This is a genomic window from Vibrio sp. D417a, assembly GCF_030248595.1.
GTDB lineage: Bacteria > Pseudomonadota > Gammaproteobacteria > Enterobacterales > Vibrionaceae > Vibrio > Vibrio alginolyticus.
The window spans coordinates 47,722-64,551 of sequence record NZ_JAHGAM010000026.1; the positions used below are offsets into that span (position 1 = coordinate 47,722).

Below are 16,830 nucleotides of genomic sequence, written 5' to 3' on the forward strand. Positions count from 1 at the left end.
GAGCTCTAATAAAGGTTAATTATTAAACCGTATAAGGTCATTATTTTTAAGGGAATAAAAATGAGAAAGATTTTACTAGTGCTAGGAATGTGTTTGCTTGCTGCGACTCAAGTCGCTCACGCTGAAAGCCGTCTTCAATCCATTTTAGACAATGGCGTACTCCGAGTTGGAACGACGGGAGATTGGAATCCGATGACGATGAAAGACCCCGCGACAAACAGTTATCGTGGCTTCGATATCGATGTAACAACAGAACTTGCTAAAGATCTCGGTGTAAAAGTGGAGTATGTTCCCACGGATTGGAAGACGCTAGTTAATGGCATTACCGCCAACAAATACGATATTACTGGCAGCGCATCTCTGAACATGTCGCGCGCGAAAGTCGCTGGATATAGCCAGCCATATTTCTACCTTGCCTTTGTACCTGTGGTGCAAAAGAAAGATCTCGCCAAATTCTCTGATTGGGCGGATTTTAATAAACCAGAAGTAAAAGTCGCGGCGACGTTAGGTACGGTACAAGAAAAAATGGTGAAAGAGTTCTTCCCGTCTGCTCAGCATATTGTTATTGAAGCGCCAGCGCGCGACTTCCAAGAACTACTAGCTCGCAGGGCCGATGTATCGGTGACGTCCAATGTGGAAGCAGCGACGTTGGTGGATAAGTTTAAACAGTTGGCGATAGTGCCAGTGACCGCACCGCGTAAACCAACCCCAATTGCTATGTTGTTGCCGCAAGACGATCAAGTATGGATTAATTACATCAATCACTGGGTAGAGTTGAAAAAGACTCAAGGCTTTTTTAAGCAGACTGCCAAGAAATGGGGGTTGAAAAGCTTATAAACAGAAAGAGCCGCATTGCGCGGCTCTTTTTATTATCTGAACGATTAAAGTTCGTCTTCACTCACGACTCGGGCGTTGTCAGGAGTCGTAAAGTGCTTGGATAATTCGCGATTCGACAGAATGTATCCCATCCACAGCCCACCCATACAGATGATGATTGCGATGCCAGTAACCATCTGAGCTTGGCTTGCCATTGCGGCTACCAATGCACTTGAGAAGCTACTTACACAGATTTGCAGGCTGTTTTGCAAACCTGCTGCTGTTGCAGGGCTCTGTTGTGCGCTGGCCAGTGCACGGTTTACCACGATTGGGTACAGTGCGCCGTTAGCAACGGCAATCAAACAGAATGGCGCAAGAATAGGCCAAATCGATGACAGCTCCCACTGTGAAGCAATGAAAATCATTAATGCCGCGACACTAAATAGGCCAATCAGTTGGCGCAGAACCTTTTCATCACCAAATTTTCGAACGCCTACTTTACCTAAGTAGCCACCAGCCATAAACGCGATAGTTTGTGGGATAAAGCTCAAACCAATATCTTTTGCTTCGTAGCCCAGTTGCGCCATGATTTCTGGCATCCCTGTTAGGTAAGCAAAGAATGCAGCTGAAGCCGTCGCAAACATAAACACGTTGCCAAGGTATTTTTTAGAACTCAGCAGCGCTTTGATGTCGGCAGACATACTGGTTTGTTTGATTTCTGCTTTCTCGTCTTTTTGTGCCATGGTCGCAAAGACCAAAAAGACACCAACCAGTGTTAGCGTAATAAAGATACTGTGCCAGCCGAAGTTATCTGCCAACACAACCCCTAATTGAGGTGCTAGTGCTGGTGATAGCGCGACGAGTGGCATGATTGTCGCAAAAATTTGTTGGCTACTGCTTGAGTAGCGCTTAATGACCATAGCCTGCCAGATCACGGCTGGTGCACACACACCGACAGCTTGGATAAAGCGCAGTGTGAGTAGTTGCCATACTTGATCACAGAAAGCCAAACCGAATGACGCGATAGTAAATAGCACCAACCCGGCTGCGAGTGTATTACGATGGCCAAATTTATCGGATGCCAATCCCCACATTAGCTGGCCAATCGCCATACCAACGAGGAATACCGTTAAAGAGAGCGCAATTTGCTCAGGGCCTGTTGCAAAGTCGATTTCCATCGCTTTGAATGCTGGCAGATACATATCGGTAGCAACGAAGCCAAGCATCGATAATGCTGCCAGATAAATGAGCTGTAGTTTTGAGATTTTCATGATTCAACCAGTCAAATTATTTAATCATTTTTTAATCAACATCAGTTGGCGCCAACCCTGATTTATTTACCTTATTATTCTATTTTTCGATTTTGAGAAAATAAAACGCTAAAATTGTTGGTTATCAATCAAATTTTTTGAAAGGTTAAATCATGTTCTCTAAAGCGTCTTTGGAAATGCTGGATACGGTTGCCCGTTTAGGCAGTTTCACCGCTGCGGCTGAGGTATTGCATAAAGTCCCCTCAGCCATCAGCTATGGAGTAAGGCAGGTCGAGCAAGATTTAGATGTGGTGCTGTTTCGACGTTTACCGAGGAAAGTCGAGTTAACTCCAGCGGGTGAACTTTTTATGGCTGAGGCGCGCTCTTTGCTGCGTCAAATGGAAGAGGTGAAAGCACAAACGCGGCGAGCGGCTCAAGGATGGAAAAGCACGTTAAAGCTGACCTTAGATAACGTGGTGAAGTTAGAAAAACTCAAACCTTTGGTGGAAGATTTCTATCGCGAGTTTGAATTTGCTGAATTGCAGATCAATATGGAGGTCTTCAATGGTTCTTGGGAAGCCATAGCACAAGGTCGAGCCGACATTGTCGTTGGCGCGACATCTGCGGTTCCCGTTGGGGGAGATTTTGAAGTCAAAGATATGGGCGTATTAGATTGGGCATTTGTAATGTCACCCGCTCATCCTTGCGTTCGACAACAAGTGCTTACTGAAGAGTTTGTGAGTCAATTTCCGGCGATCTGTCTTGATGATACTTCGAACGTGCTGCCAAAACGCCATACTGGCCATTATCCGCAACAGCGCCGATTATTATTGCCCAATTGGTATAGTGCGATTGAATGTTTAAAAAATGGGGTGGGCGTGGGTTACATGCCACGTCATATTGCAACACCCTTAATCAATGATGGTGTGCTGGTGGAGAAGGTCATGCCGGATGATAAACCGCTCAGTCACTGCTGCTTAGTATGGCGCAAAGATGATAATCATAAATTGATCCAGTGGATGGTGGACTATCTTGGGTCGCCTAATCAGCTACATAAAGATTGGTTACAGTCATAAAAAACACCTCGCATTAGCGAGGTGTTTTCATTGATATGTTTAAAATGTGGCGTTTTATGACAAGAAAAACTTATACGATGGGTTGTCTGTCTCGTCTTTGCATTGATAGCCAAGTTCACGTAAATGTGCAGAAAACTGAGCTAAATCGCTTTCATCTAACTCGAAACCACATAAAACACGTCCGTAGTCAGCGCCGTGGTTACGGTAGTTGAACAAACTGATATTCCAGTGTGTGCCGAGTGTGCTTAAGAACTTAAGTAGCGCCCCAGGATACTCTGGGAATTCAAAGCTGTAGAGGCGCTCTTTAAGCGGCTTAGACGGCTTACCACCAATCATGTAGCGCACGTGCAGCTTCGCCATTTCATCATCAGACAAATCAACCACTGGGTAGCCACCATCACGTAAGTCGTGAATGATATGTTCTAGCTCTTCCTGACCGCCTTGCAAACGCACACCGACAAAGATATTTGCTAATGCGTCATCGTTGTAGCGGTAGTTAAACTCCGTTACGGCGCGGCCGCCAATGAGGTTACAGAACTCAAAGAAGGCACCTTGACGCTCAGGAATGGTGACGGCAAGCAAACCTTCACGTTTCTCACCAAGCTCGCAACGCTCAGAAACATAACGTAAGCCATGGAAGTTAGTGTTGGCACCAGACAGCACAGTACCTAAATTCTTACCTTGCAGTTTGTTTTGCTCAGCAAACTTCTTCAAACCCGCCAGAGCAAGCGCGCCAGAAGGCTCTGCAATCGCACGGGTGTCTTCAAAGATGTCTTTTACTGCTGCGCAGATTTCATCGCTAGAGACTGCAATATGGCCATCAATGTACTTTTGGCATAGACGAAACGTCTCTTCACCAATGCGTTTTACTGCAACGCCATCGGCAAACATGCTGACCTGGTCTAATACTACTGGTTCACCTGCATCCAATGCTGCTTTGAGGCATGAAGAATCTTCTGGCTCGACCGCAATCACTTTGATTTCTGGCATTAGCTGCTTCACGAGTACCGCAACACCGGCAGCCAAACCGCCACCACCGACAGGGACGAAGATGTAATCAAGGTGACCATTTTGCTGCAGCATTTCCATGCCTATGGTGCCTTGACCTGCAATCACCAGTGGGTGATCGAAAGGAGGGACAAATGTGTACCCATGCAGATCAGAAAGGCGTTCCGCTTCCGCTTTTGCCTCATCAAAGTTGCTGCCGTGCAGCACTACATTGCCACCGAAGCCACGTACCGCATCGACTTTGATGTCTGGTGTGGTTTTGGGCATCACGATGGTGGTCTTGATGCCTAGCTTAGTACCAGAGAGCGCCATGCCTTGAGCGTGGTTACCTGCCGATGCTGCAATGACACCAGCGGCTTTTTGTGCTTCAGATAAACTCGCCACCATGTTGTATGCACCGCGCAATTTGAACGAGTGTACGGGTTGGCGATCTTCACGCTTGATCTGCACGTTATTCCCGATACGTGCAGATAAACGAGGCATTTCTTGCAGTGGCGTCACTGTTGCTACTTCATAAACAGGTGCGCGAAGGATTTGGCGCAGATAATCTGCGCCAGTTTGGTTCACTTGTTTTTCGGGTTGAGCTTCCATCATTGCTAGCCCTCTAGCTTCGACTTGTCTCGTACTGCACCCTTGTCAGCACTGGTTGCCATACTCGCGTACGCTTTGAGTGCAAAGGAAACTTCACGTTGGCGGTCAACTGGTTTCCAGCCTAGTTCGTCTTGTTTTGCACGGCGCTCAGCAAGTTCTTGTTCAGACACTTGGAGTGAAATTGAACGGTTTGGAATATCAATTGCGATCATATCGCCTTCTTTTACCAGGCCAATTGCACCGCCGTTTGCTGCTTCAGGAGAGGCGTGGCCGATAGAAAGACCTGATGTGCCGCCAGAGAAACGGCCGTCAGTCAGAAGTGCACACTCTTTGCCAAGGCCCATCGATTTTAGATAAGTGGTTGGGTAAAGCATTTCTTGCATGCCCGGACCACCTTTAGGGCCTTCGTAACGGATAACAACCACGTCGCCTGCTTTTACTTTGCCACCCAAGATGCCTTCTACGGCGTCTTCTTGGCTTTCGAAAACTACGGCTGGGCCAGTGAATTTATGAATGCTCTCATCCACACCAGCAGTCTTAACGATACAACCATCTAATGCGATGTTGCCTGATAGAACGGCTAGACCACCTTCTTGGCTAAAGGCATGATCGATAGTACGAATACAACCTTCCGCACGGTCGTCATCAAGGCGATCCCAGCGGCAATCTTGTGAGAACGCTTGAGTAGTACGAATACCCGCGGGACCTGCGCGGTAGAACTTAAGTACTTCTTCGTCTTCAGTTTGGATGATGTCGTATTTCGCCAGCTGCTCTTTCATCGAAAGGCCAAGCACGGTGCGCGCATCATTGTGTAGAAGACCTGCACGATCTAACTCACCAAGAATTGCCATGACGCCACCTGCGCGGTGTACGTCTTCCATGTGATATTTCTGGGTAGATGGTGCCACTTTACATAGATGTGGTACTTGACGTGATAGGCGATCGATATCTTCCATATCGAAATCCACTTCACCTTCTTGCGCCGCGGCAAGTAGGTGCAGAATGGTGTTGGTTGAACCGCCCATTGCAATATCCAGCGCCATCGCGTTTTCGAACGCATCAAACGTAGCGATGTTGCGCGGCAGTGCTGATTCGTCATCTTGCTCGTAGTAACGACGAGTCAGTTCAACGATACGACGACCTGCATTAAGGAACAGTTGTTCACGGTCAGCGTGCGTTGCCAGCATAGAACCGTTACCTGGTTGAGAAAGCCCCAGTGCTTCCGTTAGACAGTTCATTGAGTTTGCAGTGAACATGCCTGAACACGATCCACACGTTGGACATGCGCTACGTTCGATCTGCTCGCTTTGCTCATCAGACACTTTTGGATCCGCGCCTTGGATCATCGCATCTACAAGGTCTAGTTTGATGATCTGATCAGAAAGCTTGGTTTTACCCGCTTCCATTGGACCACCAGAAACAAAGATAACAGGGATGTTAAGACGCATAGATGCCATCAACATTCCTGGAGTGATTTTGTCACAGTTAGAGATACATACCATGGCATCGGCACAGTGCGCGTTGACCATGTACTCCACAGAGTCTGCGATCAGTTCGCGTGAAGGCAGTGAGTACAGCATGCCGCCGTGACCCATTGCGATACCATCATCAACCGCGATGGTGTTGAATTCTTTCGCAATACCGCCAGCTTTTTCGATTTCGCGTGCTACAAGCTGACCCATGTCTTTCAGGTGTACGTGACCCGGAACAAATTGAGTAAACGAGTTTACAACGGCGATGATTGGTTTACCGAAGTCTTCTTCTTTCACGCCCGTTGCACGCCACAGTGCTCGTGCACCCGCCATGTTACGACCATGTGTGGTGGTAGCTGATCTATATTTTGGCATTTCCTAATCCTTCTTACTTCTGTTCTGGGTACACATAGTCTAACCAGCCCCACTTATCTTCCGTGGTGCCGTCAAATAGGCCAAAGTAGGCTGCTTGTAGTTCTTTAGTGATAGGGCCGCGCTTACCAGTGCCCACTTCAATCTTGTCGATGGTTGCCACTGGTACAATCTCAGCCGCAGTACCTGTCATGAAGACTTCATCGGCAAGGTAAAGGGCTTCACGAGCAATGTTCGCTTCACGTACTTCGTAGCCTTTATCGCGTGCAATTGTCATGATCGAGTCGCGAGTGATGCCCGGTAGAATCGCGCTAGTTGCTGGTGGTGTGGTGATTACGCCATCTTTGACAACGAAGATGTTTTCACCGGCGCCTTCCGATAGGTAACCATCTACGCTTAGCGCAATACCTTCGTCGTAACCGTGACGACGCGCTTCACCACCAACCAGTAGTGAAGATAGGTAGTTACCGCCTGCTTTAGCTGCAGTTGGGATGGTGTTTGGCGCAGCGCGGTTCCAGCTTGAAATCATCGCATCGACACCTTTTTCTAGCGCTTCTTCGCCTAAGTAAGAGCCCCAAGGAAATGCTGCAATGATTAGATCCATCTCAGTGCCAACTGGTGGACATACGCCTAAGCCAACATTACCGACAAAACCCAATGGACGAATGTAAGCGCTGTCGAGTTTGTTTTGGCGCAGTGTTTCGCGGGTCGCTTCCATGATTTCTTCTACAGAGAAAGGGATCGGAAAGCGGTAAATCTTGGCAGAATCTTTTAGACGTTGTGCATGCTCACGGTGACGGAAGACAATTGGGCCTTTTGGTGTGTTGTAACAGCGCACGCCTTCAAACACGGATGTACCATAGTGCATTGCGTGAGTCAGAACGTGAACGTTCGCCTCTGCCCATGGAACCATCTCACCATTAAACCAAATGAAATCTGCAGTTTTCGTTGCCATTTGTTGCCTTCCTTATGCACTTACGTGTTGTTGTAAGTTGTGATTTGGCAGTTCATCGTTGCGGATTTTTAGCACCTCAACCTTACGAACGTCCCACAACTTCTCTATTTGATTGATCAAAAACGAGATTGGTCGATCGCTGTCGACGATGATCTCGACGCTGGCTACTTTGCTTTCGTGGTTTTGCGTAGCAGCGACTTGTTTGATCACGAAGCCTCGGTGACGAATCACACGTAGAACGCGCTCCAACAGTACCGGTTTGTCATCGGCTTTGATGTCGAGTAAATATCTGTCCATGCGATTGTCTCCTATGTATTTTCCAACATATCACTGTTTGATGCGCCAGGTGGCACCAATGGCCACACGTTTTCTTCTTCATCAATCAAAACGTGAAGCATGTAAGAAGTTTCACTCGCTAGCATCTCTTTGAGAGCAGGTTCGACTTCTTCTTTCTTGGTGATGGTTTTGCCCGGGATATCGAACGCTTTTGCTAACATCACGAAATCTGGGTTGTCATCAAGAATGGTTTCACTGTGGCGACCGTCAAAGAACAATGACTGCCATTGGCGAACCATGCCAAGACGTTGGTTATTAAGAAGGACAATCTTCACTGGAATCTGACGACGCTTCAGCGTGCCCAATTCCTGAACGTTCATCATAAATGAACCGTCACCTGTAATAAGGATAGACTGATCATCAGGACGTGCGACTGCAGCACCCATCGCCGCTGGCAAGCCAAAGCCCATGGTGCCAAGGCCAGCAGAAGTGATAAAATTTTGTGGTTCGCGTGGCTGGATATGTTGCGCTGCCCACATCTGGTGCTGACCGACGTCGGTCGAGACAATTGAGCTATCTGGCATCATGTCAGACAGTTGTTTAAGCAATAGCGGTGCGTAGATTAACTCGCCCGGGTGGTCGTAACGCCACTTAAAGCCGCTGCGCAGACTTTCACTGTGATGAACCCACGGTGAAATATCTTGAGTCAGCTCTAGCTGAGGAAGAATGGTGTTGATGTCGCCACGTAATGGTGCGTTGGCGTGGCGCAGTTTATGAATCTCCGCAGCATCAATGTCGATATGAATCACTTTCGCATTTGGTGCAAACGTGTCGAGCTTACCCGTCACACGGTCATCAAAACGCGCGCCAACCACAATCAATAGATCGGCTTCTTGAACCACTAGGTTGGCGGCTTTGGTGCCGTGCATACCCAACATACCAAGATAGTGAGGATCATGGCGTTCAATGGTACCGAGACCTTTTAATGTGCTAACTGCAGGCATTGGGTTTAAGCGAAGAAATTCGCGTACTGCATCGGTTGCTTTTGCAAGTTGCACGCCACCACCAACATACAACACTGGGCGAGTAGATGCTGCCAGCACATCTTGCGCACGTTTGATATCTTCAGCGCTGACATCTTCGATTGCTGGTGCTATGTATGGAGGAAGAAGGTCTGTAGGTGCTTGAGCGAGTTGAACGTCTTTGGCGATATCGACAATGACTGGACCCGGACGACCGGTTTTTGCGACCTCAAAGGCTTCGGCAAGTGTCGGAGCTAGATCTTCAATTTCGGTCACGAGATAGCTGTGCTTAGTACAGGCTAGGGACATTCCGATCACATCCATTTCTTGGAATGCATCGGTACCGATATGAGAGCTAGCAACCTGGCCTGTGATGGCAACTAGAGGTACGGAGTCAAGGAAAGCGTCGGCAAGGCCGGTAACAAGGTTAGTGGCTCCTGGGCCAGAAGTTGCCATGCACACAGCAACGTCTTGAGTGGAACGAGCCATCCCGATAGCTGCCATAGCGGCCCCTTGCTCGTGACGGCATAGGATGTGTTCCACCCCACCGTCATACAAAGCATCATAGATTGGCATGATGGCCCCGCCGGGGTAGCCAAAAACGGTTTCGATGCCTTGCTGTCTTAAAGCGGCTACGACAAGTTGTGCACCAGTCATCGTAAACCTCCTTTGCTACGTTGTGGCTCGTAGCGATTGCCATATTTATTGCACTTCATGTGCACTCCCATTCTTCCCGTTAAACTGTCCGAGGGTTAGACAGATGACAACTTGTAGTTGTAAAAAAACCCCCGGACTTTTCAGTGCGGGGGTTTTTTGTAATTTGTGGCTACCTTTCGCCCACAATACCCCGCGCGGTGCCAATAATGACCACGATAATCAGGGCTAGCAGTGCGTTGATATGAGCGAAAAGGTTCATCTGTCTGTCGTTCTTTTTTCGTTAAAAAATGTTGTGTAATGTTCTACGAAATTGTTTGCGTCATTAGTGGTATCACACAATTCCGCTGCATGACAAGCAAAAAGTCATTCTTTTTTCACATTAACTCTCAATTGGGACGCGGTATATAACATAAACAACTAGATAAAACATTTGTTTACAGAGTGTTCAAAAAATTGAGGAACGTATGGGGCTGGCAATCATTCATAGTCGAGCAAGCGTCGGGGTGCAAGCGCCATCGGTTAGTGTAGAAGTTCATATCAGCAACGGCATGCCAGGGTTTACCTTAGTAGGCTTGCCAGAGACAACGGTAAAAGAGTCCAAAGATCGCGTACGCAGTGCGATCATTAATTCTAACTTTCAATTTCCTGCTAAGCGGATCACCGTGAACTTGGCTCCGGCAGATCTACCCAAGGAGGGAGGGCGTTTTGATCTTCCTATTGCATTGGGAATTTTGGCCGCTTCGGAGCAAATCGCGACAGATAAGCTCAAAAACTACGAATTTGTTGGTGAGTTAGCACTATCTGGTGGTCTGAGACCTGTAAAAGGTGTGCTGCCTGCTGCGCTGGAAGCCAGTAAGATTCAACGTCATTTGGTCGTCCCACATGTGAATGGCGATCAGGCGGCGCTAGTGGGGAAGGAACAACATAAATCGGCCCAATCATTACTGGAAGTATGTGCCGAGCTTTGTGGTCAACATCGACTGAATCTTTTTCAAACGCCTAAGCGAAAAACGATCGAAAAACATGGTCGAGACTTACAAGATATTATTGGCCAACAACAAGGTAAGCGAGCACTGGAGATTGCTGCCGCTGGAAACCACAACTTACTTTTCCTTGGCCCGCCAGGTACTGGAAAAACGATGTTGGCTTCGCGTTTGTGTGACTTATTACCGGAAATGAGTGACGAAGAAGCAATGGAAACCGCTTCGGTGGCATCGTTGACTCAGAGTGAAATTAATGAGCATAACTGGAAGTCGCGTCCGTTTCGTTCTCCGCATCATTCAAGTTCAATGGCGGCATTAGTCGGCGGTGGCTCGGTACCCAGACCAGGGGAGATCTCTTTAGCCCACAACGGGTTATTGTTTCTCGATGAAATGCCCGAATTTGATCGTAAAGTTCTAGACTCGTTACGCGAACCGCTCGAATCTGGCGAGATCATTATCTCTCGAGCGCAAGGTAAAACACGCTTTCCGGCTCGCTTCCAATTAGTTGGAGCCTTGAACCCAAGCCCGACAGGATATTACGAAGGCAATCAAGCGCGCACCAATCCACAAGCTATTTTGCGCTACCTTGGTCGATTATCTGGACCACTGTTAGATCGCTTTGATATGTCTTTAGAAATCCCAGCTTTGCCCAAAGGGACATTAGCAGAAGGTGGTGATCGCGGTGAGCCGACTGCTATCGTAAAAGCGCGTGTGAGCCATGCGCGTAACAATATGCTAAACCGCAGTGGTAAGGTCAATGCACTGCTAGGTAGTCGAGAAATTGAGGCGTTTTGTCCCTTGCACAAGAGTGATGCTGAGTTTCTTGAAACCGCTTTGCACCGTTTAGGACTCTCGATTCGTGCGTATCATCGTATTATCAAAGTGGCGCGAACAATCGCCGATCTGGATGGGGCGGAGCAAATTGAACGAACGCACTTGGCCGAGGCACTTGGGTATCGAGCGATGGACCGTTTACTGAAACAGCTTACGGCGCAAGCGGTATAGACAGCAAAGTGTCATCGCAACAAGTTTTGTAAGCACCTTGTTGCGATGAAGGACGTTAGAAGGTGTAGTTGAGACCAAGCGACAATAGGTACTCTTTCTCCTCATAAAACGTGATATTCGAGTCAGTTTGGCTATAGCCGGCTAAAGAAATGAACGACCAGTCTTGCCAGTCAAATACGTTTTGATATTCGTAGGCCGCAAATAGGCTGATGGTGTCGTCATTTCGTGTTTTAGCAAAAGTTTGGCTAGCGGCTTGATAGTCTTTCCATGCATAACCCGCTGTGAGGGCCAATCGATGGCGGTTGATAAATTTAAACCAGCTAATGTCAAATCCGTACGAATCAAATGACTCCGCTTTACCGTCGGCATCTTGATTGATGTAGGTGAAAGCGGGTTGCAACATAGACGTTTGGTTGAGTGGAATGCGATAGTCGCCTTTGACATAGTAAAGGTTAGCATCGCGAGCAAGTGAGCGGTCTGTCACTTCCTCCTGCTCGATGTCTTTATCAGCATAAGCAAGATCAAGGTTGAAGTTCTTATCAATTAACCCTTTGATCTGAAAGCGATACGCATTGCCGTCAACATCCGTCTCTTTACGTGCGGTTCCTACTTGATAAGGGTTGCGCCAAGTTTCGCCTTTGAGTACCGTCGGCAGATAGGAAACATCGAGCACGGTGCCAGATTGTAGCTCGTGTTGATAGCCCAACTGAAAAGCGAGTGTACCTACCGCGACATCTGAGCGTGTGGTACCGGCGTAAACTTGGTGGTTGAGTCGGCTACCAAAGGTGTATGTCACACTCCCTAGCGGTGCAGCGATAACGGAACTGTCACTATCGGCACGCTTATCGAGAGAATCGATGGTGTTACTATTTTCTGTATTGAAATTGGATTCTGATGATATGAATCCGGCATTCAGCGAAATTTCACCGCCAAAACCTGCGGTTTCAGCGAGTTGAGCCTGAGCAGAACTGACGACAAAGGCCAAAGGCAAGAGAAGTAGCCTTGGTTTCATTCGTTATCTCCTTGTTGTCGAATGAGTGGTGCACATATTGGTTGCGGTAACAAATCTGACCATTCCCACGCATGTTCCAATGTGGCAAAGGCGCAGTATAATTACACGCTGTTTTATTCTTCACACATTATCACTGTTGTTTGACTATCATGTTGGCATATTTGTTATTTTTTTTTAACGCTTCTTTTGTGATTCTCAATTCTGCGGTTTGTTCACTCGCAATTTGTGTTATCGCTGTATTTAAAATATTGCTTCCTGGCGTAAAGCTAAAAGCACTAGCGACCGCTTGTGCCAATAAGGTGATGTGGTTATGGGCTACCGTTAATGCGTGCATTCTGGCGGTATCTAACCGTGTTGAGTGGGATGTTCAGGGCGGTGAAGCGCTTAAAAAAGACGGGTGGTATCTGCTGATCAGTAACCATCTCAGTTGGACCGATATTGTTGTGCTTTGCTGCGTGTTTAAAGACCGTATTCCCATGCCGAAGTTTTTCCTCAAGCAACAACTGCTGTATGTGCCTTTCATCGGGATGGCGTGTTGGGCGCTCGACATGCCATTTATGCGTCGCTATTCGCGAGAGTATCTGATCCGCAATCCTCATAAGCGAGGTCAAGATTTAGAGACGACACGTCGCTCGTGCGCTAAGTTCAAACACACTCCAACCACAGTGGTTAACTATGTCGAAGGAACCCGATTTACCGAAGAAAAGCAGCGTAAGAGTAAAGCAAACTATCAATATTTGCTGCAACCAAAATCGGGCGGGATTGCGTACACGTTAGCGGCGATGGGGGAACAGTTCGAGAGCATTATCGACGTGACGTTGGCGTACCCAGAAAATACGCATAAACCGTTCAAGGATTTATTGATGGGCCGCATGAGCAAGGTGGTTGTGCGTGTAAATGTGTTACCCGTTGATGAAAGAGTGCTTGGTGATTACTTCAACGATAAGCCCTATAAGCGGCAATTTCAGCAATGGCTGAGTGATGTGTGGCAAGAAAAAGATCGGTTACTACAAGAGATTTACAAGTAAACAAAAGGGGAGCGATGTGCTCCCCTTTTGATTGATATCGATGTGCTTATTTTAGTGTCAGCAAGTAGTTCACCAGAGAGAAGTACTCATCCATCGTTTTGATGCTTTGTGCTTGAACTAGGTATTTGTTGTTAACGATAACCGCAGGAACGCCGGTTAGACCGCTGTTTTCAAATTGCTTGTCCATACGGCGAACCATGGAATCAACCGCAAAGCCTTTGAATGCAGAGTCGAATTTCTTCGCGTCTACACCTTCATCAAGGAAGATTTGGCGAAGCTCTTCATCGTTACGTGGCGCCTTCTTTAGATTGTGGATGCGGTTAAACATCACAGGCACCATTTTGTCTTCCACTTTTAGTGCAACCATGGTCGCGTAGGCTTTGCTCATTGATGGGCCCATATTGCCACCCATGAAAGAAACGTGGTTTTTTAGTAGTTTAGTGCCTTCTGGCAACTGCTTTTTCAGTTGCTGGATTACAGGTTCAAAGCTATTACAGTGCGGGCAGTAGAAAGAGAAAAACTCCGTCACAAGAGGTTTTTTTGATGCCTCAAGATCCAATACTTTGTAATGTTCACCTTCTTTGAATTGCGCTGCATGTGCCGACAGGCTTAGCATCAGCATAGAAAACAGTGCGAACAGTTTTTTCATCGAAATATCTCCATTTTTGAATTTTTGGCCTGACTTACCATTGAGGCATTAAAGACAGCGGTGCTTCTTCTAAAGCGGCGATCTGCTCTTTAAATGCAAGGACCTGACCTTCCCAGTATTTTGGCTCATTAAACCATGGAAAAGCGAGAGGAAATGCAGGGTCATGCCAACGTTTTGCTAGCCATGCCATATAGTGCACCATTCGTAGACCGCGAAGTGGCTCGATTAGTTTCAATTCTGCAGGATTAAAGTCGCAAAACTCTTGGTAAGCCTCTAAAACAATATCCAACTGCATCAGTTTGTCTTGGCGTTCACCGTTCAGTAGCATCCATAAGTCTTGTACTGCAGGGCCGTTACGAGCGTCATCCAAATCAACAAACATAGGGCCATCTCGCCACAAAATATTGCCTGGGTGGCAATCGCCATGCAAACGAATCATATTGAAGCCTTCTTGCCAGTGGCTTTCAATTGATTTGATCAGCATATCCAAGTCATTGAAGAAGCTGTTCTCCAAGTGCATTGGAATCATATTGGCGTTTTGCAGAATCTCTCTTGGTTGATACAGGTATTCTTGTAAGCCGATCGTAGGGCGATGTTGGAAGGCTTGGCGGCTGCCGACTTTATGGATGCGGCCAAGGAAACGCCCTACACCTTCGAGCTGATCTAAATTGTCAACCTCGTATTGGCGACCACCCACGCTATCAAACAGCGCAAAAGCATAGCCTTGATAGTGATGCAGGGTTTCACCGTTGATGCGCACAGGTGGTGCGACGGGGATCTCATTGCCAATCAGCTCTAAAGTAAAGTCGTGTTCCTCTTGGATCTGTTCATTGCTCCAACGTTCAGGACGGTAAAACTTGACGACATAACGACGACGCTCTTCGTCAGTGAATTGATAAACACGGTTTTCGTAGCTATTGAGGGGAAGAAAGCCTGATTCTGCGCGAACGCCGATGCTTTCTAACGCGTACCACATAAAGTCTGGGGTAAGGGCGTCAAAGTTAAACATACTTTGGGACATATAAACAAAAAGGCTCATTACTGAGCCTTTTTCCGTTAGTCACTGAAGTAGCGCTATAGTTTTTTAATAAAACGGCTTTCTACTTCAATAGTGAATTCGTTGCTCTTATCGGTGAGTATAAACTGAATTGTCGTAATCGCAGAGTTTAGCTTGTCAGGATCGGCACCAAGACTCATTGGCAGGTTCAATACCTCACCTGGCTGGACCTGAATTGTCTGCTTACCATACCAGCTTACATCGGATAGCCCTTCAACATCCAACGAGTACTCTTGCACTTGCTGAGTTTTGTTGATCACCTTGAGGGTGTAGGTGTTTTCTACTTCTCCCGAGCTATTAACGCGGAACAGTTGGTTACGGTCGCGAATAACACTCATGCCGGCTGGGTCTACCGCTGCAATTTGGGCAAAGAAAAGACCGACCATGACGAGTAGTACGGCACCATAGCCTAGCAGCTTCGGACGCATGACTTTGGTACTCTTACCCGATAAGCGATGCTCGGTGGTGTAACTAATTAGGCCTTTCTCGTAGCCCATGCGATCCATGGTGTTGTCACACGCATCAATACAGGCGCCACAGTTGATACATTCATACTGCAAGCCGTCACGAATATCGATACCTGTTGGGCACACCTGCACACACAAATCACAATCAATACAATCACCCAAACCAAGTTGCTTTGGATCGGCTTTACGCGGACGTGGGCCACGTTTTTCCCCACGTTTTGCATCGTAGCCAACGATGAAGGTGTCTTTATCAAACATGGCAGACTGGAAGCGCGCGTAAGGACACATGTGAATACACATGATGGAACGCATCCAACCAGCATTACCATAGGTACAAATGGCAAAGAACATTACCCAAAAGACGGGCCAAAAGTTGGCGTTAAAGGTGAAAAAGTCGATAACCAATTGCTTCATTGGTACGAAGTAGCCAACAAAAGTAAAACCAGTGGCGAGTGCAATGGCAAACCAAGCTATATGTTTGACGGCTTTACGCATCGCTAAATTCGCCGTCAGCTTATTGGAGTCTTGTTTGCGGCGTTTATTGGCACTACCTTCCAGCTTCTCTTCAAACCAGATATACATGAAGGTCCAGACGGTTTGTGGGCAGAGATAGCCACACCAAACCCGACCTAAGAAGGTGGTAATAAAGAACAACCCAAACGCCGCGATCACAAACAGCAAGGCGAGTAGGGTAAGATCTTGTGGGTACAGTGTGGTACCGAAAAAGTTGAACTGCTGGTTGCCAATATCAAGCAAGATCGCTTGACGTTCACCGTAAGGAATCCACGGTATCAAAGCGAAGAGAAGTAGTAAGAACCAACCACCGTAACGACGTAGTTTCTGGTAAGTTCCTTTACTTTCGCGTACATAGATGCGATTACTTGGGTTAAACCGATCCCCGTTTCCTTTGTGGGTTTTGGGATTATAGGTTTTAGGAGTCACATCTTTGATATCGATCTTGTCCTGACTCATGCACTCATCCTTCTTAGGCTTTTATAATGTACGGCGTCATTTCTATTGATGTCGCTCGATGACATTGCTGCTCGTTCCGTCATAAAGATGACCGAACATAATTATTTTAGTAAATACTGATGAACGGCGATTATACAATCAATAACAATTCCGTTTCTTTAA

General features: G+C 47.2%; 14 protein-coding genes. 4 read left to right on the forward strand and 10 right to left on the reverse strand.

All coding sequences use genetic code 11. From position 1 onward, the window contains the following. The first annotated feature begins 60 nt into the window (after nucleotides 1-60). Nucleotides 61-837 carry a transporter substrate-binding domain-containing protein gene (locus KI742_RS19745; protein ID WP_005378944.1) on the forward strand — a complete coding sequence of 259 codons (777 nt, stop codon included), beginning with the start codon at nucleotides 61-63 and terminating at the stop codon, nucleotides 835-837. A gap of 44 nt (nucleotides 838-881) precedes the next feature. On the opposite strand, the gene punC is transcribed toward KI742_RS19745, so the two are convergent. Next, on the reverse strand, nucleotides 882-2,087 hold the full coding sequence (gene punC / locus KI742_RS19750; RefSeq protein ID WP_285385950.1) for a purine nucleoside transporter PunC: 1,206 nt from the start codon (nucleotides 2,085-2,087) through the stop codon (nucleotides 882-884). 152 nt (nucleotides 2,088-2,239) lie between these two features. Between punC and punR the strand changes: the two genes are divergently transcribed. Then, on the forward strand, nucleotides 2,240-3,142 hold the full coding sequence (punR, locus tag KI742_RS19755; protein WP_017821565.1) for a DNA-binding transcriptional activator PunR: 903 nt from the start codon (nucleotides 2,240-2,242) through the stop codon (nucleotides 3,140-3,142). Nucleotides 3,143-3,196: 54 nt separating this feature from the next. On the opposite strand, the gene ilvA is transcribed toward punR, so the two are convergent. Genes ilvA through ilvG form a run of 5 tightly spaced genes read right to left on the reverse strand, consistent with a single transcriptional unit; the run spans nucleotide 3,197 to nucleotide 9,495 of the window. Then, a complete protein-coding gene (gene ilvA, locus KI742_RS19760) occupies nucleotides 3,197-4,744 on the reverse strand; it encodes a threonine ammonia-lyase, biosynthetic (RefSeq protein ID WP_017635600.1) in 1,548 nt (515 codons plus the stop codon). A 2-nt stretch (nucleotides 4,745-4,746) separates the two neighbouring features. Beyond that, nucleotides 4,747-6,588, reverse strand: a complete 1,842-nt coding sequence (gene ilvD, locus KI742_RS19765; RefSeq protein ID WP_005383859.1) for a dihydroxy-acid dehydratase — start codon at nucleotides 6,586-6,588, stop codon at nucleotides 4,747-4,749. A gap of 13 nt (nucleotides 6,589-6,601) precedes the next feature. Beyond that, the gene (ilvE, locus tag KI742_RS19770) at nucleotides 6,602-7,540 is read right to left on the reverse strand and encodes a branched-chain-amino-acid transaminase (protein ID WP_285385948.1); all 939 of its coding nucleotides are present in this window, start codon (nucleotides 7,538-7,540) and stop codon (nucleotides 6,602-6,604) included. A gap of 12 nt (nucleotides 7,541-7,552) precedes the next feature. Continuing rightward, the gene (ilvM, locus tag KI742_RS19775; RefSeq protein ID WP_005378958.1) at nucleotides 7,553-7,837 is read right to left on the reverse strand and encodes an acetolactate synthase 2 small subunit; all 285 of its coding nucleotides are present in this window, start codon (nucleotides 7,835-7,837) and stop codon (nucleotides 7,553-7,555) included. An 11-nt stretch (nucleotides 7,838-7,848) separates the two neighbouring features. Continuing rightward, nucleotides 7,849-9,495, reverse strand: coding sequence for an acetolactate synthase 2 catalytic subunit (gene ilvG / locus KI742_RS19780; RefSeq protein ID WP_005378960.1), 1,647 nt, complete (start codon nucleotides 9,493-9,495; stop codon nucleotides 7,849-7,851). 464 nt (nucleotides 9,496-9,959) lie between these two features. Between ilvG and KI742_RS19785 the strand changes: the two genes are divergently transcribed. Continuing rightward, nucleotides 9,960-11,483: a YifB family Mg chelatase-like AAA ATPase gene (locus KI742_RS19785; RefSeq protein WP_005383862.1), complete on the forward strand. Its 1,524-nt coding sequence runs from the start codon at nucleotides 9,960-9,962 to the stop codon at nucleotides 11,481-11,483. A 55-nt stretch (nucleotides 11,484-11,538) separates the two neighbouring features. Here the strand turns inward: KI742_RS19785 and KI742_RS19790 are convergent, their stop codons facing one another. Beyond that, on the reverse strand, nucleotides 11,539-12,495 hold the full coding sequence (locus tag KI742_RS19790; protein WP_005379034.1) for a DUF2860 domain-containing protein: 957 nt from the start codon (nucleotides 12,493-12,495) through the stop codon (nucleotides 11,539-11,541). A gap of 149 nt (nucleotides 12,496-12,644) precedes the next feature. Between KI742_RS19790 and KI742_RS19795 the strand changes: the two genes are divergently transcribed. After that, nucleotides 12,645-13,523: an acyltransferase gene (locus KI742_RS19795; protein WP_238844200.1), complete on the forward strand. Its 879-nt coding sequence runs from the start codon at nucleotides 12,645-12,647 to the stop codon at nucleotides 13,521-13,523. Nucleotides 13,524-13,569: 46 nt separating this feature from the next. Here the strand turns inward: KI742_RS19795 and KI742_RS19800 are convergent, their stop codons facing one another. The 3 genes from KI742_RS19800 to ccoG are packed head-to-tail and all read right to left on the reverse strand — an operon-like array spanning nucleotide 13,570 to nucleotide 16,668. Then, nucleotides 13,570-14,172: a thiol:disulfide interchange protein DsbA/DsbL gene (locus KI742_RS19800; RefSeq protein ID WP_005379036.1), complete on the reverse strand. Its 603-nt coding sequence runs from the start codon at nucleotides 14,170-14,172 to the stop codon at nucleotides 13,570-13,572. 34 nt (nucleotides 14,173-14,206) lie between these two features. Continuing rightward, nucleotides 14,207-15,193 (reverse strand): serine/threonine protein kinase, encoded by a 987-nt coding sequence (locus tag KI742_RS19805; protein WP_005379037.1) that lies wholly within the window; start codon nucleotides 15,191-15,193, stop codon nucleotides 14,207-14,209. Nucleotides 15,194-15,246: 53 nt separating this feature from the next. After that, complete coding sequence (gene ccoG / locus KI742_RS19810) at nucleotides 15,247-16,668, reverse strand: cytochrome c oxidase accessory protein CcoG (RefSeq protein ID WP_005379038.1); 1,422 nt, start codon at nucleotides 16,666-16,668, stop codon at nucleotides 15,247-15,249. Nucleotides 16,669-16,830 lie beyond the last annotated feature (162 nt).